The 22175-nt window shown below is 41.0% G+C and carries 28 protein-coding genes; 20 read left to right on the forward strand and 8 right to left on the reverse strand.

The features are described 5' to 3' along the window. Nucleotides 1-154 precede the first annotated feature (154 nt). On the reverse strand, nucleotides 155-667 hold the full coding sequence (locus B9Y67_RS03880) for a DUF3231 family protein (RefSeq protein WP_085505456.1): 513 nt from the start codon (nucleotides 665-667) through the stop codon (nucleotides 155-157). Between the two features lie 140 nt (nucleotides 668-807). On the opposite strand from B9Y67_RS03880, the gene B9Y67_RS03885 reads away from it, so the two are divergent. Continuing rightward, nucleotides 808-1278, forward strand: a complete 471-nt coding sequence (locus B9Y67_RS03885; protein ID WP_085505457.1) for a DUF2188 domain-containing protein — start codon at nucleotides 808-810, stop codon at nucleotides 1276-1278. Between the two features lie 218 nt (nucleotides 1279-1496). Then, nucleotides 1497-2537: a M14 family metallopeptidase gene (locus B9Y67_RS03890; RefSeq protein ID WP_085505458.1), complete on the forward strand. Its 1041-nt coding sequence runs from the start codon at nucleotides 1497-1499 to the stop codon at nucleotides 2535-2537. 48 nt (nucleotides 2538-2585) lie between these two features. Here the strand turns inward: B9Y67_RS03890 and B9Y67_RS03895 are convergent, their stop codons facing one another. Next, on the reverse strand, nucleotides 2586-3575 hold the full coding sequence (locus tag B9Y67_RS03895; protein ID WP_085505459.1) for an acrylyl-CoA reductase family protein: 990 nt from the start codon (nucleotides 3573-3575) through the stop codon (nucleotides 2586-2588). 203 nt (nucleotides 3576-3778) lie between these two features. On the opposite strand from B9Y67_RS03895, the gene hypB reads away from it, so the two are divergent. The 10 genes from hypB (at nucleotide 3779) to B9Y67_RS03945 (ending at nucleotide 11077) form a co-directional block, all read left to right on the forward strand. Beyond that, the gene (gene hypB, locus B9Y67_RS03900; protein WP_254901702.1) at nucleotides 3779-4438 is read left to right on the forward strand and encodes a hydrogenase nickel incorporation protein HypB; all 660 of its coding nucleotides are present in this window, start codon (nucleotides 3779-3781) and stop codon (nucleotides 4436-4438) included. A 194-nt stretch (nucleotides 4439-4632) separates the two neighbouring features. Continuing rightward, complete coding sequence (gene hypD / locus B9Y67_RS03905; RefSeq protein WP_254901694.1) at nucleotides 4633-5730, forward strand: hydrogenase formation protein HypD; 1098 nt, start codon at nucleotides 4633-4635, stop codon at nucleotides 5728-5730. A gap of 282 nt (nucleotides 5731-6012) precedes the next feature. Next, nucleotides 6013-6462: a ferritin-like domain-containing protein gene (locus tag B9Y67_RS03910; protein WP_085505462.1), complete on the forward strand. Its 450-nt coding sequence runs from the start codon at nucleotides 6013-6015 to the stop codon at nucleotides 6460-6462. A 123-nt stretch (nucleotides 6463-6585) separates the two neighbouring features. Beyond that, entirely contained in the window at nucleotides 6586-6789 is a 204-nt protein-coding gene (locus tag B9Y67_RS03915; protein WP_085505463.1) for a YwbE family protein, read from the forward strand. A gap of 270 nt (nucleotides 6790-7059) precedes the next feature. After that, nucleotides 7060-7653 carry a CalY family protein gene (locus tag B9Y67_RS03920; RefSeq protein WP_085505464.1) on the forward strand — a complete coding sequence of 198 codons (594 nt, stop codon included), beginning with the start codon at nucleotides 7060-7062 and terminating at the stop codon, nucleotides 7651-7653. Between the two features lie 137 nt (nucleotides 7654-7790). Next, nucleotides 7791-8750, forward strand: a complete 960-nt coding sequence (tapA, locus tag B9Y67_RS03925) for an amyloid fiber anchoring/assembly protein TapA (protein ID WP_176223906.1) — start codon at nucleotides 7791-7793, stop codon at nucleotides 8748-8750. An 8-nt stretch (nucleotides 8751-8758) separates the two neighbouring features. Then, on the forward strand, nucleotides 8759-9337 hold the full coding sequence (gene sipW / locus B9Y67_RS03930) for a signal peptidase I SipW (RefSeq protein WP_085505466.1): 579 nt from the start codon (nucleotides 8759-8761) through the stop codon (nucleotides 9335-9337). Between the two features lie 45 nt (nucleotides 9338-9382). After that, nucleotides 9383-10105, forward strand: a complete 723-nt coding sequence (locus tag B9Y67_RS03935) for an LPXTG cell wall anchor domain-containing protein (RefSeq protein WP_085505467.1) — start codon at nucleotides 9383-9385, stop codon at nucleotides 10103-10105. A gap of 60 nt (nucleotides 10106-10165) precedes the next feature. Further along, nucleotides 10166-10810: a class D sortase gene (locus tag B9Y67_RS03940; protein WP_085505468.1), complete on the forward strand. Its 645-nt coding sequence runs from the start codon at nucleotides 10166-10168 to the stop codon at nucleotides 10808-10810. A gap of 18 nt (nucleotides 10811-10828) precedes the next feature. After that, nucleotides 10829-11077, forward strand: coding sequence for a hypothetical protein (locus B9Y67_RS03945; protein WP_085505469.1), 249 nt, complete (start codon nucleotides 10829-10831; stop codon nucleotides 11075-11077). A gap of 625 nt (nucleotides 11078-11702) precedes the next feature. Here B9Y67_RS03945 and B9Y67_RS03950 read toward each other — a convergent pair. After that, nucleotides 11703-11933, reverse strand: a complete 231-nt coding sequence (locus B9Y67_RS03950) for a hypothetical protein (RefSeq protein ID WP_085505470.1) — start codon at nucleotides 11931-11933, stop codon at nucleotides 11703-11705. Between the two features lie 64 nt (nucleotides 11934-11997). Then, nucleotides 11998-12636, reverse strand: a complete 639-nt coding sequence (locus B9Y67_RS03955; protein ID WP_085505471.1) for a hypothetical protein — start codon at nucleotides 12634-12636, stop codon at nucleotides 11998-12000. A 131-nt stretch (nucleotides 12637-12767) separates the two neighbouring features. On the opposite strand from B9Y67_RS03955, the gene B9Y67_RS03960 reads away from it, so the two are divergent. Together B9Y67_RS03960 and B9Y67_RS03965 are read left to right on the forward strand one after the other, a co-directional pair. Then, complete coding sequence (locus B9Y67_RS03960; protein WP_085505472.1) at nucleotides 12768-12971, forward strand: hypothetical protein; 204 nt, start codon at nucleotides 12768-12770, stop codon at nucleotides 12969-12971. After that, entirely contained in the window at nucleotides 12932-13285 is a 354-nt protein-coding gene (locus B9Y67_RS03965; protein ID WP_085505473.1) for a GNAT family N-acetyltransferase, read from the forward strand. Before B9Y67_RS03960 ends, B9Y67_RS03965 begins: the two co-directional genes overlap by 40 nt. Before the next feature lie 41 nt (nucleotides 13286-13326). On the opposite strand, the gene B9Y67_RS03970 is transcribed toward B9Y67_RS03965, so the two are convergent. The 4 genes from B9Y67_RS03970 to B9Y67_RS03985 all read right to left on the reverse strand — a co-directional run bounded on the left by B9Y67_RS03970 (nucleotide 13327) and on the right by B9Y67_RS03985 (nucleotide 16356). After that, on the reverse strand, nucleotides 13327-14241 hold the full coding sequence (locus B9Y67_RS03970; RefSeq protein ID WP_085505474.1) for a ketopantoate reductase family protein: 915 nt from the start codon (nucleotides 14239-14241) through the stop codon (nucleotides 13327-13329). A gap of 324 nt (nucleotides 14242-14565) precedes the next feature. Next, on the reverse strand, nucleotides 14566-14871 hold the full coding sequence (locus tag B9Y67_RS03975; RefSeq protein ID WP_085505475.1) for a hypothetical protein: 306 nt from the start codon (nucleotides 14869-14871) through the stop codon (nucleotides 14566-14568). A 197-nt stretch (nucleotides 14872-15068) separates the two neighbouring features. Then, the gene (mreBH, locus tag B9Y67_RS03980) at nucleotides 15069-16076 is read right to left on the reverse strand and encodes a rod-share determining protein MreBH (RefSeq protein WP_085505476.1); all 1008 of its coding nucleotides are present in this window, start codon (nucleotides 16074-16076) and stop codon (nucleotides 15069-15071) included. Nucleotides 16077-16224: 148 nt separating this feature from the next. After that, a complete protein-coding gene (locus tag B9Y67_RS03985) occupies nucleotides 16225-16356 on the reverse strand; it encodes a YflJ family protein (RefSeq protein WP_082411897.1) in 132 nt (43 codons plus the stop codon). A gap of 182 nt (nucleotides 16357-16538) precedes the next feature. Between B9Y67_RS03985 and B9Y67_RS03990 the strand changes: the two genes are divergently transcribed. The 6 genes from B9Y67_RS03990 (at nucleotide 16539) to B9Y67_RS04015 (ending at nucleotide 21927) form a co-directional block, all read left to right on the forward strand. Continuing rightward, nucleotides 16539-17285: a YkgJ family cysteine cluster protein gene (locus tag B9Y67_RS03990; protein WP_085505477.1), complete on the forward strand. Its 747-nt coding sequence runs from the start codon at nucleotides 16539-16541 to the stop codon at nucleotides 17283-17285. Continuing rightward, nucleotides 17272-17910, forward strand: coding sequence for an MOSC domain-containing protein (locus B9Y67_RS03995; protein WP_085505478.1), 639 nt, complete (start codon nucleotides 17272-17274; stop codon nucleotides 17908-17910). Before B9Y67_RS03990 ends, B9Y67_RS03995 begins: the two co-directional genes overlap by 14 nt. 256 nt (nucleotides 17911-18166) lie before the next feature. Further along, nucleotides 18167-18991 carry a CAP domain-containing protein gene (locus B9Y67_RS04000; protein ID WP_085505479.1) on the forward strand — a complete coding sequence of 275 codons (825 nt, stop codon included), beginning with the start codon at nucleotides 18167-18169 and terminating at the stop codon, nucleotides 18989-18991. 124 nt (nucleotides 18992-19115) lie between these two features. Further along, on the forward strand, nucleotides 19116-19487 hold the full coding sequence (locus B9Y67_RS04005; protein WP_085505480.1) for a DnaJ family domain-containing protein: 372 nt from the start codon (nucleotides 19116-19118) through the stop codon (nucleotides 19485-19487). A 31-nt stretch (nucleotides 19488-19518) separates the two neighbouring features. Further along, nucleotides 19519-20184: an SOS response-associated peptidase gene (locus B9Y67_RS04010; RefSeq protein WP_085505481.1), complete on the forward strand. Its 666-nt coding sequence runs from the start codon at nucleotides 19519-19521 to the stop codon at nucleotides 20182-20184. A 180-nt stretch (nucleotides 20185-20364) separates the two neighbouring features. Further along, nucleotides 20365-21927 (forward strand): IS1182 family transposase, encoded by a 1563-nt coding sequence (locus tag B9Y67_RS04015; RefSeq protein WP_085505849.1) that lies wholly within the window; start codon nucleotides 20365-20367, stop codon nucleotides 21925-21927. The last annotated feature ends 248 nt before the right edge of the window (nucleotides 21928-22175 follow it).

Consider the following 22175-nt stretch of genomic DNA (forward strand, 5'->3'; position numbering starts at 1 on the left):
TGAGTTAATTACCAACATACAGGAATTTTGCTAATGATGCAATCACTTTTTCATAAAAACTTTCCCATTGCCAATAAAATTTTAACATGACTTTTAACATAGCTATATTTTAAAAGAAAAAACCAGACCATGTATTGATGGTCTGGTCCAGGGGTTAAACTGGTTCAGGTACTTTTGTATGCAGGGGAGGTGTTACCAGCCAGCCCTTCTCTTTATTCAGACGAAGCGCTTTAGCGGCAGCCTGGGTTTTGTTCATATGGAACTGCCCGAACATCATCGCAACGTCTTCACGCGTACACTGTCCGATGACCTGGCTGCAGGCAACCATTCCCAGTGATAAATCTGCGGAAACCTGCGCGCTGATTTCCGGATCGTTGAAACGTGCGCCAACCGGGATATCCTCTAACGTAGCATTGGATCTTTCTGGAGCGGAAGGAGGTAATGCTATCCCGTTCGTTTTCAGAATCTCTTCAATACTTTCTGATTCATGCTTGATTCCCTCAATTAACTCTTCAAGCAACTTCATCAATTCTTTATCTCCTGTATGGTTCATAAACGTCTGGTAACGTGTGTAATTTCCTTTAGCCACGGCTAAATAGGACCACATTCCGAACACTTCCCCATAATGGAGAGGCTGTTCTTTAGGATCGCCTGTTAAAATTCCCATTAGAAACACTCCTTTTTTTGTGGTACATAGCTAGTATTCATATGGACTGGGCAACCTATACCTGCCTAAAACAGGCAGAAGATGTTTATTATGTTCATTTATGCGGAACATAGTAAACAAACGATTCAGGAGGTGACGTAATGCCTTGGGATAAAAATGATTATCCAAGCTCTCTGAAGAATTTAAACAGCGCCGTCCGGAATAAAGCGATTGATATAGCAAATGCTATGTTAGATGAAGGCTATGATGAAAACCGTGCAATCCCAATCGCGACAAGTCAGGCGAAAGAATGGTACGACAATGCATCACAAAAAGAAATAAATGAAATGAAAGATGTCGATGATAAGGAATTGAAGGAGCGGGATGAAGAAGATAAACAATATGACAACCGACCGGAATTACTGGACCGTGGAGAACATGTTGTGGCCCATGATGACGGCTGGGCAGTCCAGGCTAAAGGAGCCAAAAAGCCCGACCAGGTTTTTGACAATAAAGATGAAGCAATCCAACGGGCAAAAGAAATTGCAGAAAATAAAGGCACTAAAGCGGTCATTCATAAGAAAAATGGAGATGTTCAAAAAGAACACAATTATGAAAACAGCAACAAGTAACGAAACAGACCTCCAAAAAAGGTCTGTTTTTTTGTATCTCGCGATAAGGTTTGAACAAGCGAATGAAACTTTTGGAATAGCTGAAGATTAAGCATAGGACGTATGTATCCTTTTGTTAGGGCGTTTTTCCTGAGTTGCGTTATTTTGACAGGATTCCTCTAAAACTGTCTAGAAAGCTCAAAGAGAACCCGAATAAAATGACGAAAGGATGCATGTTTATGAAAAGAAAAGCATTGAATATCGCTTTATCCGGTGTGTTGTTAAGTTCAGGTCTTGCTTTTGGTACAGTAGACTCTGTAAGTGCGAACGGCCCGAATTACAATGGTAATGAAACGATCAAGAACGAGCGTTTGCATTCGTATAGTGAAATGGTCAAACTCCTTGAAAGGGTCGATCAAAAGTCCGAAAACTTGACGTTAGAAGTATATGGACAGTCTGTAAAAGATCGTGATTTATACCTTGCTAAGTTTGGGGAAAATGAAGATAATCCGACAATCTTATTTTTGACACAGCAGCATGGAAACGAAACATTGACAACGGAAGCTGCTTTGAAAATGGTTCAATACTTAAGCACAGACAGCAATGAAGTTCAACAAATCTTAGATAATGTAAATGTATTGATTGCTCCTCGTCTCAATGTCGATGGAGCAGAAGGCGATGTAAACTTCTCACTGGACGACTATGTCTCAGGGACACATACGCGTTATAACGCAAATGGAGTAGATCTTAACCGGGATCACGTTGACCGTGAGCAGCCGGAAACAAAAGCCCTGCATGAGAATGTACTTGCAAAGTATATGCCAGACTATATGATTGACTTCCATCACCAAGGTACACAGGTGACGAAAGGAGAAGACGGACCGCTTGTATCTGGATCTATCCTTCATCCGACCAATGAGGACGTCGACTCTGAGGTGCTAGAAAAATCCAAGCAGCTAGGTGTAATAGTCTATGATGCTGTAGAATCTAAAGGGTACGGGACATTGTCTAAATATCCGGGCGGCAACGCTAATACAATCAGCCGTAATGGATTAGCTAATGAGTACGGTATTTCTACTTTACTATTTGAAATGAGGGGAATGGCTGACCATTACCGTGAAGACTATGTGCTTGGTCAAAAGAGTAATGGAAAGTTGATCCAACAAGGAGTAGTAACGATGAAAGCTACATTGAAGGCAATCGCAGATGGTTCAATCGATAATGCTGATACTTCTTTCTGGGATACATTGACTGGAAGCTATTATCACGGCGAAGAATAATTTTAAAAAAGGAGCAACTGAGTGATTCTCAGATGCTCCTTTTTTATGTTACAGCTTAACGATATTTCTGCCGCGTGCTTTACCCTCTAACAATGTATTTAAAGTCTCCGGCAATTCTTCCAGTGTCACTTCATTTTTCATTTTCTCAAAATGTTCTTCTGGCTTAAGGTCTGTCGCCATCCGATTCCAAATCTGTCTGCGAATGGTCATCGGGCAGTGGACAGAATCAACACCGAGCAGGCTGATACCTCGCAAAATGAACGGGAACACGGTAGCCGGCACATCTGTCCCTGCTGTCAGACCGCTTACAGCAACTGCCCCGCTATATTGAAGTTTACCTAAAATGGCTGCCAGGTTGTTTCCACCCGTTGGGTCGACGGACCCGGCCCATTTCTGCTTGTCCAATGGTTTAATTTTACCGCCATCATAGACATCCTCACGGGAAATGACCTCTCTTGCCCCCAGCTCTTTTAAGTAGTCATGTTCACTCTCTTTTCCGGTACTTGCCACAACGCTATAGCCAAGTTTGGCAAGCATTGCGATCGCCATGCTGCCAACCCCGCCAGTTGCTCCGGTAACAAGAATTTGCCCGTCTTCCGGTCTAATACCCGCTTCTTCCAGACGATGTATCGATAAGGCAGCAGTAAAGCCGGCTGTTCCAAATATCATCGATTCTTCCAATGTCATTCCTTCTGGCAGTTCGACGATCCAATCAGAAGGAATCCGTGCATATTCACTATAGCCACCATCCTTGGAGACCCCGATGTCGTAGCTGGTAGCAACTATCTTGTCTCCTTCACGAAATTGTTCGGAATTGGATTCTACTACTTCTCCTGCCAGGTCAATTCCTGGTGTCAACGGATATTTCTGTGCAATCTTACTGTTTTTCACGCTTGCCATCGCATCTTTGTAGTTGACACTGGAATAGTGCACCTTGATTACAACATCGCCCTCCGTCAAATCGTCTATCTCAACTTCTTCTATCCCTCTTGAAAATTCCTCTCCATCCTGATTCACGCGAAATGCTTTAAATGTCATTTTCCATTCCCCTTTCCTTATCTAACAGTCTAGCATTTGTTTACCCTGCTTACATTTTCTGTACACTGAATTTTCAGTCGAAAGGAGAAAATCAGCCAAAAGGCGGACGAGTGATAATAATCGATAGATTCACATAGAATCTACTATGGCTGAAGATGGAGAATACTTCGAAATCACATGGAAAGAGAGGAAATAAATTGACCATGAAACGAGACGTCCTGCTTGCAAATAAGAAATTTGCGGCGCAAAACCGCACAGTTTTTTATGATGAAAATGTATTTGTGATTAATTTACTCAGTGATGCTTATTCTGGAAAGACAACTATTCTGAAAAGAACAATCGAGCAGTTAAAAGATGTTATGACTTTCGGGGTGATTGAAGCAGTTAAAGCTGCTAGTACAGAGCGTATTTCTATACAAAATGTACAATCTGTGCAAATCAACACGCAAGGGGCATGCCAGCTGGACGCTAAAATGATAGCCGAAGTTCTGCCTCATTTTACATTGAGAGAAATAGATATGTTGGTAATTGAGAATGTCGGCACCCTTAATGATCCAGAGCCTTTTGATTTAGGTGAACATGTCAATGCAGCAGTTATAAGCACTGTGGAGAGCGCCGAGAAAGTAATCAAACACCCGACGCCCTTTGAGCATGCTGATGTCATTCTTCTTACTAAAATGGATATATTTCCTTATACAGGGTTTGATCTGAAAGAATTCAGAGAGAACGTCAAGCAAATCAATCCAGATGCTCCGGTTTTTGAACTATCAGCCCAGTCAGGGGAAGGGTTCAAGAGATGGACGAAGTGGTTAAAGGAAAGCTGGGTTGCTCAAACGCAGGTAAAAGACTTCGACTGGACGTGATACTCTCCACGAGAATACGACTTCTCATGTTCCTCGAGTAAAAAGTGAAATGAATGGATTTGATCAGTTAATCAGGAAGCAGGATCAAAGGTGTCGTCATAGGCTTACATGAATTGGAAGCAATCGAGTTAATAGATTAAGAACAGGTGGTTTACTTATTTGATTTATGGAGAGGAGCTGTAAGGATGAACCTGATGTCCTATCGAAATGGTCCCGTGTTCAAGCGACTTTTCAGAAAAACTGAGCCTCTTTTAAAAGAAAAAAGGGAAGCATTAGGCAGGAAAATTAATTTAATGGAAGTATGCGGAACCCATACGGCAGCTTTTTCTAAATCTGGGGTAAGGAATCTGCTTGCTCCATATATCAACCTGGTTAGCGGTCTGGGATGTCCGGCTTCTGTGACCGATCAATGTGATATTGATCAGATGATTGCTTATGCAACATGTGAAAATGTCATCGTCACGACCTTTGCAAATATGTTGAAGGTGCCTGGCACTCATTCCAACCTTTATCAGCGAAAGTTAGAAGGTTCAGACATAAGAATTGTCCAATCACCATCACAATCGCTTGAAATAGCTGAAGAGAATCCAGACAAACGGGTTGTCTTTTTAGGTATCGGATTTGAAACCACAGCTCCGAGTATTGCACAGACGATAAAAAAAGCGAAAGAACAAGGAACTAAAAATTATTTTGTTTACCCCGCAAACAAGCTGACACTTCCAGCCGTCGCTTCTTTGCTAATGGATAAGGAACATAAACTGGATGGCTTATTGCTGCCGGGGCATGTTTCGGTAATAATTGGACGCCATGGCTGGCAGGGGTTAGAAAGGTTTCGTGTACCTACCGTTATCAGTGGATTCGAGCCAATAGATCTGCTGTCATCGGTTGTTTTATTACTGAAAGAAATGGATAGATCCTCACATGTTATTCAAAATAATTACCCTCGACATGTTAGGGAATTCGGCAATGGACAAGCGAAGAAGCTTGTAGAAGAAGTTTTCGAGGTACATTCACCATCATGGAGAGGTTTCGGTAAGCTGCCAGACAGTGGACTGACCATTCAGGCGGAATTTAAAAAATATGATGTACGAAAGAATATTGTGACCGATAAACCAATGTCGAGGAATGTGAAAGACTGTCGATGCGGAGATATAGTAAAAGCGAAAGAAGTACCATTTAACTGTAAGCTGTTCGACATTGCCTGTACACCGGAAAGTCCCTTGGGTCCCTGTATGGTTTCCTCAGAAGGTATCTGTTCGACCTACTATCAATATGAGCGAGAACACCTGTAAAAACATCAGCACCATTAAAAGGAGTGTGTAGGATGTGTCAGAGAACCTGAATCATCAAGATGCCCGGCTGGCATTTAGGCACACCTTTATTCTCTATCAAAATTTGTTTCCAAATGCCGGTTGGATTTGGAAGAAGCAGAACGTTCTACAGAGCAATTGATTGGCCAGCTAAGACAAATTGAACTGAATTACCTCACCGATGAAACTTAGTTATTAATCTGGATGTTAATGGAAAAAGGTAAGGGATACCATGATTTCATGTATTAAAAAGGAGAGGGTATCATGTATTATTCTTATTATTATCCGTATTACCAGCCGATGGAGCGGCAAAATCAGCAGCAGCTGATCAGCAATATTGCCCAGGCTATCAACGGAGAGTACACGGCGGTCCAGTGTTATGCTAAATTGATTGAGCAGGCACCGACAAACGAAGAAAAACGACAAATCAGGGAAATCCGAAGGGATGAAGAAAAACACCTGCGGCAATTTAGTCGTATATACAGAAGTTTAACGGGAAGACAGCCGAGCCCACAGCAGATTGAGGATTGCCCGACTAATTATCGGAGGGGAATAGAAGCAGCTTTCAAAGATGAACAGGATACGGCTGATTTTTATCAGGACATTGCCGAGCAATCTACCGATCCTTTTATCCAACAGACATTCCGTCGGGCATCGGCCGATGAGCAGAATCACGCCGTCTGGTTCCTGTATTTTATGACAAAAAGACGCTGACTGGTGCAATAGCCCGATTAATAGAATTTATGGCCCCCTGGCATTTTTGTATAGCTTGCAGTTCTGGTTAATAACCGTCAGAATAGAAGAAGTAAATTTGCAAGGGAAGGCATGTGAAATGAAATGAGTAAAAGCGGGCAATACCGTAAAGATATTCAACAGGGAGCCGAAGTAGATATCGTTTTAAAGCAGGATCAGCGGACTGGTAAAACTACCCGTGGAGTAGTGAAGGAAATTCTAACAAAATCTGCCCAGCATCCTCATGGAATAAAAGTCCGTCTTCAGGATGGCCAGGTTGGCAGAGTCAAACAAATCCATGATAAATAGATGATGGTTTACTTGAACAAGCCCCTTAGGATGCGTAAGCATTTTAAGGGGCTTATTCTTTATTTATGTTCTTTATATAACACAAAATGTTCTTTATAAGAAATAAAATACTAAGAAAATAGCAGATAATCAAAGAAAAAGAACGCCTTTAGTTCTTTATATGGAATAATCAGCCATTTTTGAAGGTTTTACATCTAGGGTTTTTGGCATATACTCAGTTTGTGGTTCTCAAAAGAGAACAAAAAACAAAATCAAGAGGAGGAATTTTGTATGAGTATTAAGAAGAAATTGGGCATGGGTGTTATGTCTGCGGCGATGGGTTTAGCATTAATGGGCGGAGGTACATACGCTTACTTTAGTGACACTGCTGAAGCTTCAGGATCATTTGCTGCAGGAACGTTGCAACTTAGCACTAACCCAGAAGAGGTAATAAATGTAGATAAAATTAAACCTGGAGACACAATGCTTAGAGAATTCAAACTTGAAAATGATGGAAGTTTAGATATTGCAAGTATCGATTTACTCACTGATTATACTGTAAATTCAGACGATAGTAACAAAGGAAATGATTTTGGTGACCACATTCGAGTTAATTTCCTAATAAATGCTGATAAATTGGATGCGCCTGTCTTTAGTACCACACTATCAGAATTAAAAGACATGGACCCTGATGTTATTGAAGGGAATTTCTGGAGTCAATTCTTTGCTGAGAAAGGTGGTAATCTTGCTGCTGGTACCACTGATACTTTTTATGTGCAATTTGAATTTGTAGATAACGGTAAAGATCAAAACATATTCCAAGGTGACTCTTTAGAACTAAACTGGCAATTTAATGGTATGCAAGGAGCAGGGGAAGCAAAATAATAAATACACTGAGAAGCAGTAACTTCCTGCTTCTCAGTTCCTTCATTTATCAATTCTTTCCCTTTCACTTCGAGGTTTTAGCTTGAAATGAAATGAAAGGAATTGAAAAACAATACATAATTTATGGCTGAAAGGACGTGGTTGAGATACGTATTTCACGGTTAAGTGACTTTAGGAAGAAGCATCGGTCAATTATGGTAAAGCTTTTTAGCATTTTTTATGTTTCTACACTAATCTTATCCTATGCAACGTCTGATACTGGGGCATTTTTCAATTCTAAATCTGTAGCGAAAACCACGATCCAGGCCGGCCATTGGGAGGAAAAATCTCTTTGGGACAAAAGCTCACTGAAATTTGTAAAAGAAAAAGGTGGAGAAGTAAAGGAATTAATGGAACAAGGGTGTAAGCCGCTTAAGATCATGGCGGCTATCAAGAATTCTGGAAGTGATATGGAAGGCACATCAGAGTTTGAAGTTTATTATTCGGAATCTGGCAACCCAATGAAAAAAGGAGAAAAGATTGCTGATGGCACGATTGAAATTATAAAGAAAGATGGAGTTGGAGAGATAAGCTACATAGCTAAGGAGCCTGGCAACTATAAGTTCAGGGCTTTCCAACGACCTGGGCATGGTAACAAAGAAGATGAAAGACATGACTTATGGAGCGATACGATTACTGTTGAATGTGATGAGGAAGAAGAGAAAGCTAATAACGATGCAGAGAGAGAAGATAGTGAAGAGGAAACGGAATCTCTTGATCAAAATGTTGAGAAAGATAAAGCGGAAGAACAGACTGATGAAGAAGAGAGTCAAGAGCAAACAGAAGATGACTCAGCTCAGGACGAAACTTCAAATGAGGAATCAAAGAACAAACAAGATAAACCACCAGTAAAGTCTAATGATTCCGCTCAAAAGTCAGAGGATAAAGCGGCTTCCTCTAATGAAAAAGAGGATGAAATAGCGGAAGATACGGAGAGACCTAAACAAGAAGATGCTAACAAAAAAGGGGTTAAAGAAGAAAAAACGATAAGTGAAAAGTCAAATAAAGAAACAACGGAAGAAAAACCCTCAGAAGAACAGAAAGAAAATAAGGAGTGACTAACAAGATGAAAATCGTTAAGAAAGTGTTGAACTATCTAATTACCACAGTGTTAGCAGTATTGCTATTGTTCATGGTATTCATGGTCATCACGTCAAAGGCTTCGCCGGATGGCCCGAGTATGTTCGGTTATCAATTAAAGACAGTCTTATCAGGATCGATGGAACCAGGAATCAAGACAGGTTCAATTATAGCTGTTGAACCAATAGAAAATACAGAGAAACTCAAAAAAGGAGACGTTATCACTTATAAAGAGGAAGACTACCTTGTCACCCATAGGATTACAGAAGTTGTGGAAAGTGAAGGGCAAACCCTCTTCAGAACAAAAGGTGATAACAATGATGCTGAGGATTTGAATCCGGTCCAATCTGAAAATGTTGTCGCTCAATACACTGGTTTTACCGTTCCTTATCTAGGATATTTTGTTGATTATGCTAAATCCAAAACTGGCAGCGCGTTACTGTTGTTCGTGCCTGGTGTTCTGCTTCTTGGTTACGCTTGCTTTACCATATGGCAGACATTATCCTCTATCGATACAAATACTCGTAAAGAGGAGGAAGAAGCAACTGTCCAAAAATCATCATAAGTAACATTAATACAAGAGCTGCAATTTATAAAGGGGGAACTGTATATGAAATTATTTAAAATATATACCATTTCCATTGTAGCTCTTGTGCTGATTTTGGTCATTCCAAACCATCCTCTGGCAGAAACGAATGGCAAAAAAGAAATTGATATTTCAACTAGTCCTAAAAATGTTTTATTCAATACGGATAATATAAAACCTGGAGACACAATTACCAGGGAAATTACAATTAAAAATAACGGATTACAGGATTTTAGATATCTTTTTACAAGCGAGTTTTCGAAAGGATCCAAAATGTTTTATGACGCTCTATTACTCACAGTAAAAGATAAAGAAAATATTTTATTTGATGGAATGCTGAAAGATTTTAAGGAACTTGAACCTCGTCCACTATTACATGGCACTTTTGAAACTTTGGAACTTAGAGTTGAAATGCCTTACGAGCTTGGAAATGAGTACCAGGGTTTAAACGCTAAGGTCTCTTTTAAATTTTACGCTGACGGGAAAATAACGGATAAACCAGACGAAGAAAATCCAGAGAGCCCAGGAGATAAGGATAACCAAGAAAGTCCATCCACACTAGGGACTCCAACTAATGGAGGCGGTTCAGGCACGCCACAAACAGGCACTGCCATACCTGCATTTTCTGGAGGTTTACCGCAAACGGGTGAATCAATGCCAACTATATACTATTTGATTGGCGGGTTACTCATTGCTTTTGGATTTGCTCTATATGCTTCTGGACAGTTGAAAAGAAGAAGAGAGTAGTGGGGAACAAGCATAATAAACTCCACTGCTCTTTTTATATAGAGGGAGGGCCAAAGGCTGATGAGAGGTGTAGCTGTAATAGTCGTACTGATAGGTGTTGGCTTTTTGCTTTACCCAACGATAGAAAATTATTATACCTCTAACCAGCAAGATAAAATGTTGGAGGCACTGGAGAAGACACAGCCAGAAATCGATGACAATGAAATGATCGAAAGTTATCAAAACGTAAATCAAATATTAGAAGCTGGAGAACAAGAAAATTCGCAACAAAAACATAAAGAATCTCAGAAAGTCTCAGCAGTTCCTATAATCGGAAGCATTGAAATTCCTACCATTGATTTGAAACTCCCACTATTAGAAGGCGCCGGAATGGATAATCTGGAATATGCGGTCGGTCACATGTCTGAAACAGCTCAAGTAGGAGAAATCGGCAATTCAGCACTAGCGGGGCATCGCGGCTACAGTTATGGCAGGTTGTTCAATCGGCTGGATGAAGTAAAGGAAGGGCAGGAAGTGAAGGTATCCACACAAGACGAAACCTTTACATATCGTGTGAAAGAGACATTTCTTGTTATACCTACAGATCTGTCAGTTTTAGAACAGCCAACAGATAAGTCGATGGTGACACTGATCACCTGTCATCCGATTAAAGATCCGACACATCGGTTAATCGTCCAGGCTGAACTTGTAGAAGAAGGTAGTTGAGTTTAAGGAGGTAGAAACATGATTCGTTTGTTGGATAGAACCTATGTAAGTCTGATCAATGGCAGGCTTGTTAAGCTGGTTTTGCTTAGTGATAACCGCTGTGAAATATACATAAATAAAGAATTTCGAGGTATTGGTCCATTTGATTACATCAAAGAACAAATTAATCTGCTTGAAAAACTTCAGCCTCGCACTCGAGTGGGGTATATTGAGGACTCGGTACTTTTCCAGGAATTAAATGAGACGAACATAGATATAAAGGTATAATTCCATTGGAAAAGCGGGTCCGACATTAGTCAGACCCGCTTTGTAGTTTTAAACGTTTGGAAATGCTTTATTATGTTGCACACGTTGTTTTATACTTTAAGAAAGTTTAACTTTGAAGGATTAAAGTATAAGAAAATACTAAGGCTTTCGCCATAAGTACTTGGCGACAAGCCAAGTTTTTCTAATGTGTGTCTATTTATTATGCCGCGGTTCAAATTCCGTTTGGTAGTTTTCTAACTTAGACGACGCAAGCCCTACCTCTCTTGCATCCTTACGGCTCCGAAGCCGATCCAGTGTGAATAAGTCTTTCAAAAACTTAGCACAGAATGCCAGTTTTGTCCGTCAAGAGTTCGATCATACTACACTCTTAACGTTTCTTTACATTTCAACGTTCCATTCGCTATATAGCTACAAAAGACAATACTACAGGAAAGTAAGCATCCTGTCAACAAAATGTTTTTGAATCAAACTCCCAAACTAATGACGGCAAAGAGTAATATAGAACCTGGCGGCCGGCCCTCCAGGTTCTTCTAATACTTTAAGAAAATTTACCTTTGTTAAAGGATTAAACTATAAGAAAATCTAAGACTTTCGCCATTAGAGTTAGGCGATAAGCCAGGTTTTTCTAATAGTCCTGACGATATTTTTCTTCTGAACCAGAATCTTTCTTTGTTTTATCTTTTTTCTTTTCTTCCTTCATTTCTTTATTCAAATCATCCATAGGAATGGGATCAGTCAGCTGTTCTTCTTCGTGCTTGTCCAACAAGCTTTCGTTATCTGACTTGATTTGTTCAGGCTGATTCCTTCTGGCCATACCCTTTTGCTGGCGGTCTTTTTTCTTTTGGTTTTCAGCCATCCTTTTCACCTCATTCTTTCAGCGTTATATGAGAGATATACCTCTTTCTTTAAAATCCTAAACGTTATCTATTTTTCAATTTCTTTACAAAAGATTGCACCCATTTAGAATGATAAAGCATATCAAAAGCGGTACTGATGATAAGCCCATGTAAGATTACGCCGAAAATCGTGAGAATTACTACAATCGTTTGGCCGATTCCAGTGGATGGCTCAAAGGCTGTCCTGCCAAAAAAGGTGATGGCTGTAAGGGCACCGAGCATTGCCTCCCAATAGCTTTCTATTCCTGATTCGAATTGATATAGCGGGATAATGGCAAGGAAAATGGCAATCGCAGTTAATCCAGCAACTAGCGACAAGTGCTGGCCTTTTAAGTATCGAATAATTGGCTTGGTATAAAACTTGGTAATCGACTTGAGTCTCAATAAGTGGAGGATTCTTGCAAACCGGGCAAATTGAAACACGGCATCCAATGGTATCGCTGCTATGACAATGAAGGGATGTTCTTTGATGAATCCCCATTTACTCTTGCTTTTAAATAAGCGGTATAGAAAGTCCAGGAAAAAGATGGCCCATGTCGTCCAGACGATGTAGCTGTCATAGCCTGTCTTTTTCCAAATCGTAGCTACGGAAAGCGTAGCCAGAAGCAGCATGAAAATTTCATATGTTGTTTGTTTTTTGGTTCGATCCGTGAAAAAGCCCATGGTTGTCCGTCCTCGAATTTTTAACTTTTATTCATCAGAATTATGCTAAAATTATAGAAACATAGATTTACTGGTAAAATCATACTCTGTATCAGTTTATCATAATTAACCAATGAAAAAGGGGAAGAGACATGACGGACATCAAATTGGCGGAAAAGCATCAGGGGGAAGAGATTTTTAATCTGTATCAGGCTTGTGGCGAAGTTTTGACAGCTCAATCGATCCTGCAATGGGATGAAAATTATCCTGGCCGGGAATTTGTTCAGGAAGCGATTGATCAGAATGACTTATACGTATGTCAAAAGGCGGTAATATCATTGGTGCAGTCATACTGAATGAAGCAGAAACACCAGAATGGGAAACGGTAGAGTGGCGTGATGTCATTGGGAAACCACTTGTACTTCATGGCTTGTGCATTTCCCCGACGCATCAGGGAAAAGGGTATGTCCGCAAAATGATAGAGTGGTGTGAGGACTACGCAAGGCAGTATGGATATACAAGCGTTCGACTTGATACCTTTGATGGCAATCCTGTTTCCAACCGATTATATCTGCATAGCGATTTTCAACTACGAGGATATGTGGAGTTTACCCACAGGCCGAAAGACTGTCAGCGTTATAACTGCTATGAAAAATGGATAAGCATATAAACAGGAAAGGAAGCCCGAAACTACCGGGCTTCCTTTTACATTCAAGCATTTTCAAATGGTTTGATGATGCCGTATATGGCTTCGGTATAAGGCAGTTTCAAACCGACCGTTTCCCCAAGACGCAAAGCACCGCCATGCAGATGCTCGACTTCTAAAGTCAGTCCCTTTCGACGGTCCTGATGCATGGAAGAAGTAGCTTCTTCACCTAAGTTCTCCATACTTTCGAAAGCTTTGTCTACATGTTCATCGGTAAGTTCTAACCCATGGCTATTGGCCAGTTGCTGCATATCTTCAAGAATTTTACGGGCGATATGGAAGGTTTCCGGATGTTTGCGAATCTCGCCAATTGGCTGGTTGACTGCAGTCGTAATGCCGGAAAATGCTGTGATGAACATGTATTTTTTCCAAATTTCTTTTAAAATACGATCACTTAGCTTTCCGTCGAATTTTGATTGTTCGCAGGCAATACCCAGTTCATCTACTACTTCTTGCTGGGATTGATGGAGTGCACCGAAGATCAAGTCATGTATCTGAGAAGAGTGGATGACATGTCCATTTTCATCTAGCGTAGCTATGATGAAGGAAAGACCACCGATTACAGATTCCTCGCCTAATTCTTTTTGCAAGACAGAAATATGTTCCACTCCATTTAAAACCGGGAGTACCTTTGCCCCTTTATCAACGAGCGTTTTCAACGAATCAATTGTACCAGGAAGATGGTAACCTTTCACTGATAGAAAGACAAGGTCGATATCTTCCGCTTCATTTGCGTTTCGGATAATAGAAGGTTCTTCTATTTTATAATTCCCATGCGGACTATGTATCTCAATTCCATGTTGCTTCAGCTGTTTTGCCCGCCGTTCACGTACTAAGAATGTAACTTCATGTCCGGATTCGTGCCAGCGACCGCCAAAATAGGCCCCCAAGGCACCGGCTCCGATTACTAGAATCTTCATTTTTCCACCTCCGAAATCTTTATCTTTATCTTAGCATGAAGCTCGTCAATTATCATAGAAAACTGCCACCCGGTGATTATATGAAATTGAAAACATATAAAGCGCAGAAATAATGTCCCATAACAGTATTCTTTTTCTAGTTAAATGTCGATTGCGTCTAGTTTAATAACGATTTTGTCTTATAATATTTTAAAGTTGTCTAGTTTAGTCTTTGAAATGTCGCATAAGGTTGGTGAACTGTCTAGTATACAGGTGAATTGTCCAATAAACCTTTTCATAAGGCAGGGCCGTTCCACTATGCCGGAACGGCCCTGCCTTCAATAATTATTTTGCACGGTTCATTGCTTTAGATGATATAGCAGCGTCAATAACCAGAACAATTGCTGTAATCATATGCATAAACCACCCGACACCTGGTATAACACCTACAACACTAGCAATCAGCCCGAGCACACTGCCGGCGCTGAATCGGCTGTCTTTTACAGAAAAAATCAAGGTGATCAAGTGTAGGACAAACATAAACATCAATGGCTGCCATCCTGATCCGATAATGAACAACCCGCCTGCAATTGGGATGGCAAGTAGTCCTTCCAGTATACCGGTAACCCATTTAAATGTTGTGGATACCATGCGCTTTCACTCCAATCCTATATAGAAAATTAACTAGTTCTATTTTATTAGCTTTTCCTGTTTCTTAAGATTTATAAACTAATTCCTTATAGAAAATGCCTTGTTTTCAAGGTCATCAGGCGTAAGCTATCCTATTTATACATACAAAAAAGCAGAGCAATTGCTGCTCTGCTTTAATAGTTGTTTTCGCCTGCCTATCACTTAGCGGCTTTTTGGAGTTTTTGAATCATTTTGATGGAGCGCCCCGTTCCGATAGCGACTGACTCCAATGGGTTCGGTGCCAGATGTACTGGTACAACGATCACTTCAGAAAGCCACTCTTGCATGCCTTTCAACAAAGCGCCTCCTCCAGTTAAAATAACGCCATGGTCGACAATGTCGCCGCTTAGTTCTGGCGGACAGTCTTCCAGAGTTGCACGAATTGTCTCTAGAATCTGCTCAAGAGATTCACGTAACGCTCCTTGGACTTCTTTAGACCCTAGCTCGATAGTTTTTGGCAGGCCGGTGACCATATCACGGCCGCGAACTTCCATCTTTTCTTCTTTATGGTCGAGCAATGCATGACCAATTTCCATTTTAATTTGTTCGGCAGTTCTTTCACCGATAAGAATGTTGTATTCTTTGCGGACATATTGGATGATTTCTTCGTCCATTTTGTCACCGCCCGTACGGATAGAACGACAGGAAACAACACCGCCGAAGGATATGATGGCTACTTCGCTTGTTCCCCCACCGATGTCTACGATAACGTTAGCGACCGGTTCTTCGACTGGAAGGTCAGCACCGATAGCGGCAGCAATCGGCTCTTCGATCAAGTGGACGTTTTTTGCTCCATAGCTTTTAACCGCGTTGTGAATAGCACGACGTTCGACAGAAGTAGAACCGGATGGAGTACAAACGACAACGGTCGGTTTCCGCATAGAAGCACCTGCCTGTTTACTTGCTTTCTTCATTAACTCTTTCAACATTTGAGCGGTCATATCGTAATCAGCAATGACACCATCTTTCAAAGGGCGTACAGGGATCACATTCTTTGGTGTCTTTCCGACCATTTCTTTTGCTTCTTTCCCTACAGCGACGACTTCTTTTGTATCCGTATTATAAGCTACCACGGAAGGCTCATTTAAAATGATACCTTTGGACTTTGAGTAGATTAATATATTAGCAGTTCCTAAATCAATACCAATTTCAGCAGTTGCAAACATGTAGAAAGTACCTCCAATGATGACAGATTTCTTCTAATATTAATTCGACCAATATTTACTATTTTCGGGGGTGGATGATAGGAAATCTATCAATACTATTATAATTAAAAAAAGGGCAGAGAAAAAATCCCTCTGCCCTAGTATAAACTTAATCTTCTTTTTCGGCTAATAGGTTTGCAAGAATGTGCTTTTTAAACTTTTCCACTTTTCTTCCTTCGATTGTATTAACCCCATGTTCTTTCAACTTTTCTACGTACCAGCCTTTGCTTCCTACGTGCATCCCTATCATCCTTTCTGTGATCCATTTGCTTTTTTTCAAATGCGTGTGCCATTGTAACATCTCAAAAATAGGGACGAAAGGTTTTTGAAGAAATTCAAGAGAAAAATTTCATAAGTGGTTCTGAATATAAATATGGATGTATAATGGAAGAAATCAATTGTAGCTGAAAAAGGAGCATTTTCATGACGGAATATCTGAAACACCAGGAAATAATCGATAAATGCGAACGGCTGAACCAAAACTATCAGGTCGACCCGGCATTTTTCGATAACATCATAGAAGAACTGCTTGATAGCGACATGGATACAGATTCAGTCATCCTAAATGGTTTTAAGCGTTTATTAAGTGAAGTTGACCATGAGATAGAGCGAATGGAAGACTACGCTGGTATGAAGGCCAGTTGTTTCAAGGGGTGCGCGTTTTGCTGCTATTTTCCGATTATCGTGACCCAAATGGAAGCGAAAATCATGTTAAAAGAAATTGAGAATTTTCCTGAAGAGCGGAAAGAAAAAATATATCAGCACTGGAACTCCTATTTTGACGAACACGAAGTGAAACTCGATACCGCGTTGAATATGGACCTTCAGGACTCAGAAACGAAGCTGAATTATAAGCGGCTGGATTTGCCATGTCCAATGCTCGATCCCGAAACAAAAACGTGTATGGCTTACGAAATACGTCCGATCCCTTGCCGGACCTATCTCAACTACGCCAATCCTAAAGTCTGTGCGGAGAATCATATGCCAGATGAGCCTTTCAGCTATGAATTTTTGTATGAATATTATATGGGCTCTTTAAATGAAATCATGCAGGCCTTATATGAAAATGGAGAAGGTTTGTTTGTCGACTACCCAAGTGATGTATGGAGTTACGATTATTTACCTGCCTGGATCAAGCGAAGGAGTGAGTTAGAGGATGAAGGAGTATGAGGTACGAGCTATCAGTGTCGGAAAGCCTGTTCTATTAGATACAGATAAAGGACCACTGAAAACAGCAATAAAGAAGAGAAGGGTAGATGAGCCGGTTTGGTTAAGCCGGCTTAATTTTGAAGGGGATTACCAGGCGGATCAGAAAAACCATGGCGGGCCGGACAAAGCGGTCTGTCTTTATCCCGCCCAACACTACAAACATTGGAAAGATCATTATCAGCAAACCTTTACTTTTCCATCATTCGGAGAAAATTTGACGGTTGAAGGGGTGGATGAACGTGAAGCTGCTATAGGAGACCGGTACCTTCTTGGGGATGCAGAACTTGAAGTTTCCGAGCCGCGGAAGCCTTGTTATATTATTGCCAGAAAGTACGGGCTTGACGATTTTCCAACCAAGATGATTGAAAAAGGGTTTTCTGGTTTCTACCTGCGGGTAGTTAAAGAAGGAAGTGTGAAGCCAGAAGACAAATTAATCTTGAAGGAAAGGGACTCGTTGCATATTACCGTAGCTGATGTGAATGATGTTCTTTTCCATGATCGTGAAAATAAAGATAAAATTTCCAGAATATTAGAGACACCAGCCCTGGCTGCTGGACTTCGGGCTTCTTTGGAGCGGAAATTGTAACAAACCAGTAATATAACGTAACATAAAAAAGCCGTTTTGACGCCTGTCAACGGCTTTTTTTATGAAATTTCTAGAAATCTGTTTGTTTTTTTCCAGAGAATTATCTGAATAATCTATTCGTTATTATTGCTTTGATGGGGTTCTTCTGTTGATAGCGCTTGCAAAAATAGTCAATGGAAAACCTTGGGTCTAATGTTACAGAAAAGCGATGCTATGATGATATTGTACAAAAAACACCAAAGGAGAGGATCAACGCATGTTTAAGAAAGTAAGTACTGCATTCGCATTATCAACAGCATTGCTTATGGGTGGTGCTTTCACAGCTGACGCACACGCAGGAGGCGAACAACAGGCACCATCTATTAAAGCATTCTATAAAATTCAATCCTATGGAGGTTCTTTCTCCCAGGATGATGTAAATAAATTGTTGCAAGATGCTTTGAATAAATACGACATTCAATGGGATCAGCTGCAAACGCCAAAGCAAGAACAGCCTAAGGAGCAGCCTAAACAAGAACAACCGAAAGAACAACCAAAGCAAGAGGAGCCAGCTGAGAAAGAACAAGCTCCAGAACAACCTGCTGAGAAGCAAGAAGCTTCAGAACAGCCAGCTGAAGAGCAACAACAAGCACCTGCTCCACAGCAACAAGAACAAACTCAAGAAGCTCCAGCTGAAGAGCAATCTGCTGAGCAAAACAGCGAGTTAAGCCAATTCGAACAGCAGGTAGTAGAATTGACAAACCAAGAGCGTCAAAAGCAAGGACTTGAACCACTTAAAGCAGACGCAGAGCTAAGCAAAGTTGCACGTGATAAATCTAAAGATATGGCTACTAACGGATATTTCTCTCACAACAGTCCGACACACGGTTCTCCATTCGATATGATGAAAGCATATGGCATTGATTACCGTACAGCGGGTGAAAATATTGCTAAAGGACAACGCAGCCCAGAAGAAGTTGTCAATGGCTGGATGAATAGTGAAGGCCACCGTAAGAACATCATGAACCCTAACTTCACTCACATCGGTGTAGGCTATGTAGAAAATGGCAATGTATGGACACAAATGTTTATTGGAAAATAATATAGCAGCTATGGAGTCCGGCCTTGAGCCGGGCTCTTTTTTATAGTGTCACATTTAATAAACAATAATAATTAGTGGTATAATATTATACAAAGATTTCCTTTTTCTGAAAGGAGAAAATGAAATGGATTTTACATCACTCGTGGAAGAGAAAATTAAGCAATCCATTCGGAATGGGGATTTTGACAATCTTCCCGGAAAAGGAAAACCGCTTCCAAAAGATGATATGGAACATGTCCCTGCCGACCTTCGAAACAGCTATAAAATTTTAAAGAATGCCAATATGATCCCAGAAGAAATGCAGTTGAAAAAAGAGATTGTGTCGCTGGAGGAATTGATTGACTGTTGCAGGGAGCCGGAAGAAAGAGAGAGCTATAAGAAGCAGTTAAGTGAAAAACAGCTTCGTTTTCAGTTGATGATGGAACAAAGGAAGTTGAAAGGTTCTGGAGCTTTCAGACGCTACCGTGGTCAAATCAACAAGCGGATGGGCTTTTGATTCATGCTTAGACAGGGATGGAGGGGTAGTGATGTGTGGCCGTTATACATTATTAGCAGAAGAGGTTGAGATTTTAAAAGAATTTGGTCTCGATCACAAAATTCCGAATTATGAGCCAAGATATAATATCGCTCCGGGTCAGAAGGTGCTTGCCATCATTCATGATGGGAAAGAAAAGCGAGCCGGATTTTTAAAATGGGGACTCGTTCCTTTTTGGGCGAAAGATCCAAAGATCGGATATAAGATGATCAATGCCCGGAGTGAAACAGCTCATGAAAAACCAAGTTTCAAGTCACTTATGGGTAAAAAACGATGTCTCATAGTTGCGGATAGCTTTTATGAATGGCAGCGTACCGATAACGGCAAGCAGGCAAAACGGATGAATTTAAAAGACAGGAAGCTATTCGCGTTTGCCGGCCTATGGGATAAATGGGCTAAAGATGAGGAAGAGATGTTTACATGTACGATTCTTACTAAGGAAGCTAATGATTTTATGAATCCGATCCATGATCGAATGCCGGTGATTCTGCCTAAAGAAAAGCAGGATGAATGGATTGAGCCCGTCAAATGGGGGGCTGATGAAGCGGCTGGTTTCCTTGAGCAGCTGCAGATGGAAGATTTAGATGCTTACGATGTAAGCGACTTCGTTAATTCTCCCAAAAATGAAGGACCGCAGTGCATCCAATCCCTGGCTTGAACTATAAATATTGTTAAACCGAGAGGCTGGGACAAAACCCAGTAAATTAAACGGAAAGTGGTCGGCATCAAAATGATGCCGACCACTTTTTTATGGTTTTCTTTTATTTTCAATAAAGAAAATAAGGACAACCTCTGATAAAATTAAAGTTACCACACAATAACCATCGGAGGTGTCCTTATGTTTAAACAGTATAACATGAACCAAGTAATCTTGCCTATGGATGTGGAAATGAAACTACAAGATAATGATATCGCCTATGCCGTGCATGAGTTGGTGGAAAGTATTCCGGATGAAGCCTTTTCAGCATTCCTGCGTGACACGGGATGCCCGGCGTATCACCCACGCATGATGATGAAGGTCATTTTATGCGCCTACACCCAATCCGTGTTCTCTGGAAGAAAAATCGAAGGGCTGATCAAGGATAGTGTGCGTATGATGTGGCTGGCTCAAGGTTATGAACCCAGCTATCGAACCATTAATCGGTTCCGTGTCCACCCCGCCGTCAAAGATCTTCTTCGCCAGAGCTTTGTCCAGTTTCGTTCCCGACTGGTTCAAGAAGATATCATTGATGCGGAAGCTATTTTTATTGATGGAACCAAGATAGAAGCAAACGCCAACAAGTTTACGTTCGTCTGGCGTAAGGCCGTCGAAAACTACAGCGACAAGCTAATAGAAAAGTCCAACCGAATGTATGAGGAATTAGTGGAAAAGGAAATCATCCCTGAAATAGAAAGGGAAAATCCGGAGGAATTATCGGTCGACGAACTTTCTGATATAGCCGAAACATTAGATGAAAAAGTCGAAGACTTGAACCGGAAAATTGAAGAAAGCGAAGACACAAGTGAACGAAAACAAATTCGTTCCGAACGCAAAGAACCGAATCAGGCCAGGAAACAGTTCAGAGACTTTGCGGCGCGCAAGCAAAAATATGCGAACGACATGGAAATCTTCGGGAAAAGGAATAGTTATTCGAAGACAGACCACGATGCGACATTTATGCGGATGAAAGATGATTACATGAAGAATGGGCAATTGAAAGCCGGCTATAATATCCAAGTTGCGACGGAAGGTCAATACGCCCTCGCTTATGATATTTTTCCGAACCCCACGGATATGCGTACCTTCGGTCCTTTCCTTGATCGGATCGAACAGGATTACTTTGAACTTCCGAACTACATCGTCGCCGATGGGGGCTATGGGAGTGAAGAAAATTATGAAGATGTCCTGGAAAACCGGGAGCGTGAGCCTCTGATTACATACAACTCTTATCGTAAAGAGAAGACGAAGAGCTTTCAAAAAAATGCCTTCCACTCCGCGAATTGGTCATACAATGAAGAAGAAGATTCCTATACGTGTCCTAACGGAAAACAAGTGACGTTCCGTTACCGATCCCAGAAAACCGATCGAAACGGTTATACCCGGGAGTTCAAAGTGTACGAGAGCGAAGATTGTACGGGATGTCCGCTCCGTTCCCCGTGCACGAAGGCAAAAGAAGGGAACAATCGAAAAGTCTATTATAATGAAAAGTGGGAGCAACAAAAAAATACGGTGAGAGAGAAGCTTTCGGATGAGAAAACCGGCGAACTCTACGGCAGACGCAAAGTAGATGTAGAGCCAGTTTTTGGATTTCTGAAGGCTAATTTGCGTTTCACTCGCATGTCCGTCAGGGGCAGCGATAACGTTGAAAATGAATTAGGTTTTGCCTTTTTGGCCGTGAACTTGAGAAAGTACACGGCCTGAAACGGAAACCGTCTAACCAATTATGAGATTGACTCAGTAAAAAAGGGTTCCGGTCATCAAAATTCGATAATCGGAACCCTTTTTTTACTATTTTCGGCTAGTTATGTCCCAGCCTCTTTTTTATGCCTCTCTTTCTTGAACACTCACTAAATACTGGTTAATTTTACTGAATATATACCTAGAGTGAGAATGTAATGGGTGTAATTGATAATGGATCTCAATTACTATTGACTATGATTATCATTCTC

The organism is Thalassobacillus devorans (assembly GCF_900176565.1).
Classification (GTDB): domain Bacteria; phylum Bacillota; class Bacilli; order Bacillales; family Halobacillaceae; genus Thalassobacillus; species Thalassobacillus devorans_A.

Coding starts and splice junctions, on each gene's coding strand:
- B9Y67_RS03985 (WP_082411897.1), bottom strand. CDS start 16,356: ATGCACGTAGGAAGCAAAGGCTGGTACGTAGAAAAGTTGAAAGAACAT.
- hypB (WP_254901702.1), top strand. CDS start 3,779: ATGAAACGAGACGTCCTGCTTGCAAATAAGAAATTTGCGGCGCAAAAC.
- B9Y67_RS03990 (WP_085505477.1), top strand. CDS start 16,539: ATGACGGAATATCTGAAACACCAGGAAATAATCGATAAATGCGAACGG.
- B9Y67_RS03920 (WP_085505464.1), top strand. CDS start 7,060: ATGAGTATTAAGAAGAAATTGGGCATGGGTGTTATGTCTGCGGCGATG.
- mreBH (WP_085505476.1), bottom strand. CDS start 16,076: ATGTTTGCAACTGCTGAAATTGGTATTGATTTAGGAACTGCTAATATA.
- B9Y67_RS03940 (WP_085505468.1), top strand. CDS start 10,166: ATGAGAGGTGTAGCTGTAATAGTCGTACTGATAGGTGTTGGCTTTTTG.
- B9Y67_RS03975 (WP_085505475.1), bottom strand. CDS start 14,871: ATGGTATCCACAACATTTAAATGGGTTACCGGTATACTGGAAGGACTA.
- B9Y67_RS03970 (WP_085505474.1), bottom strand. CDS start 14,241: ATGAAGATTCTAGTAATCGGAGCCGGTGCCTTGGGGGCCTATTTTGGC.
- B9Y67_RS03965 (WP_085505473.1), top strand. CDS start 12,932: ATGTCAAAAGGCGGTAATATCATTGGTGCAGTCATACTGAATGAAGCA.
- B9Y67_RS03995 (WP_085505478.1), top strand. CDS start 17,272: ATGAAGGAGTATGAGGTACGAGCTATCAGTGTCGGAAAGCCTGTTCTA.
- B9Y67_RS03895 (WP_085505459.1), bottom strand. CDS start 3,575: ATGACATTTAAAGCATTTCGCGTGAATCAGGATGGAGAGGAATTTTCA.
- B9Y67_RS04005 (WP_085505480.1), top strand. CDS start 19,116: ATGGATTTTACATCACTCGTGGAAGAGAAAATTAAGCAATCCATTCGG.
- sipW (WP_085505466.1), top strand. CDS start 8,759: ATGAAAATCGTTAAGAAAGTGTTGAACTATCTAATTACCACAGTGTTA.
- hypD (WP_254901694.1), top strand. CDS start 4,633: ATGTCCTATCGAAATGGTCCCGTGTTCAAGCGACTTTTCAGAAAAACT.
- B9Y67_RS03945 (WP_085505469.1), top strand. CDS start 10,829: ATGATTCGTTTGTTGGATAGAACCTATGTAAGTCTGATCAATGGCAGG.
- B9Y67_RS03915 (WP_085505463.1), top strand. CDS start 6,586: ATGAGTAAAAGCGGGCAATACCGTAAAGATATTCAACAGGGAGCCGAA.
- B9Y67_RS03935 (WP_085505467.1), top strand. CDS start 9,383: ATGAAATTATTTAAAATATATACCATTTCCATTGTAGCTCTTGTGCTG.
- B9Y67_RS04000 (WP_085505479.1), top strand. CDS start 18,167: ATGTTTAAGAAAGTAAGTACTGCATTCGCATTATCAACAGCATTGCTT.
- B9Y67_RS03950 (WP_085505470.1), bottom strand. CDS start 11,933: ATGGCTGAAAACCAAAAGAAAAAAGACCGCCAGCAAAAGGGTATGGCC.
- B9Y67_RS03910 (WP_085505462.1), top strand. CDS start 6,013: ATGTATTATTCTTATTATTATCCGTATTACCAGCCGATGGAGCGGCAA.
- B9Y67_RS03960 (WP_085505472.1), top strand. CDS start 12,768: ATGACGGACATCAAATTGGCGGAAAAGCATCAGGGGGAAGAGATTTTT.
- B9Y67_RS03885 (WP_085505457.1), top strand. CDS start 808: ATGCCTTGGGATAAAAATGATTATCCAAGCTCTCTGAAGAATTTAAAC.
- B9Y67_RS03880 (WP_085505456.1), bottom strand. CDS start 667: ATGGGAATTTTAACAGGCGATCCTAAAGAACAGCCTCTCCATTATGGG.
- B9Y67_RS04015 (WP_085505849.1), top strand. CDS start 20,365: ATGTTTAAACAGTATAACATGAACCAAGTAATCTTGCCTATGGATGTG.
- B9Y67_RS03890 (WP_085505458.1), top strand. CDS start 1,497: ATGAAAAGAAAAGCATTGAATATCGCTTTATCCGGTGTGTTGTTAAGT.
- B9Y67_RS03955 (WP_085505471.1), bottom strand. CDS start 12,636: ATGGGCTTTTTCACGGATCGAACCAAAAAACAAACAACATATGAAATT.
- B9Y67_RS04010 (WP_085505481.1), top strand. CDS start 19,519: ATGTGTGGCCGTTATACATTATTAGCAGAAGAGGTTGAGATTTTAAAA.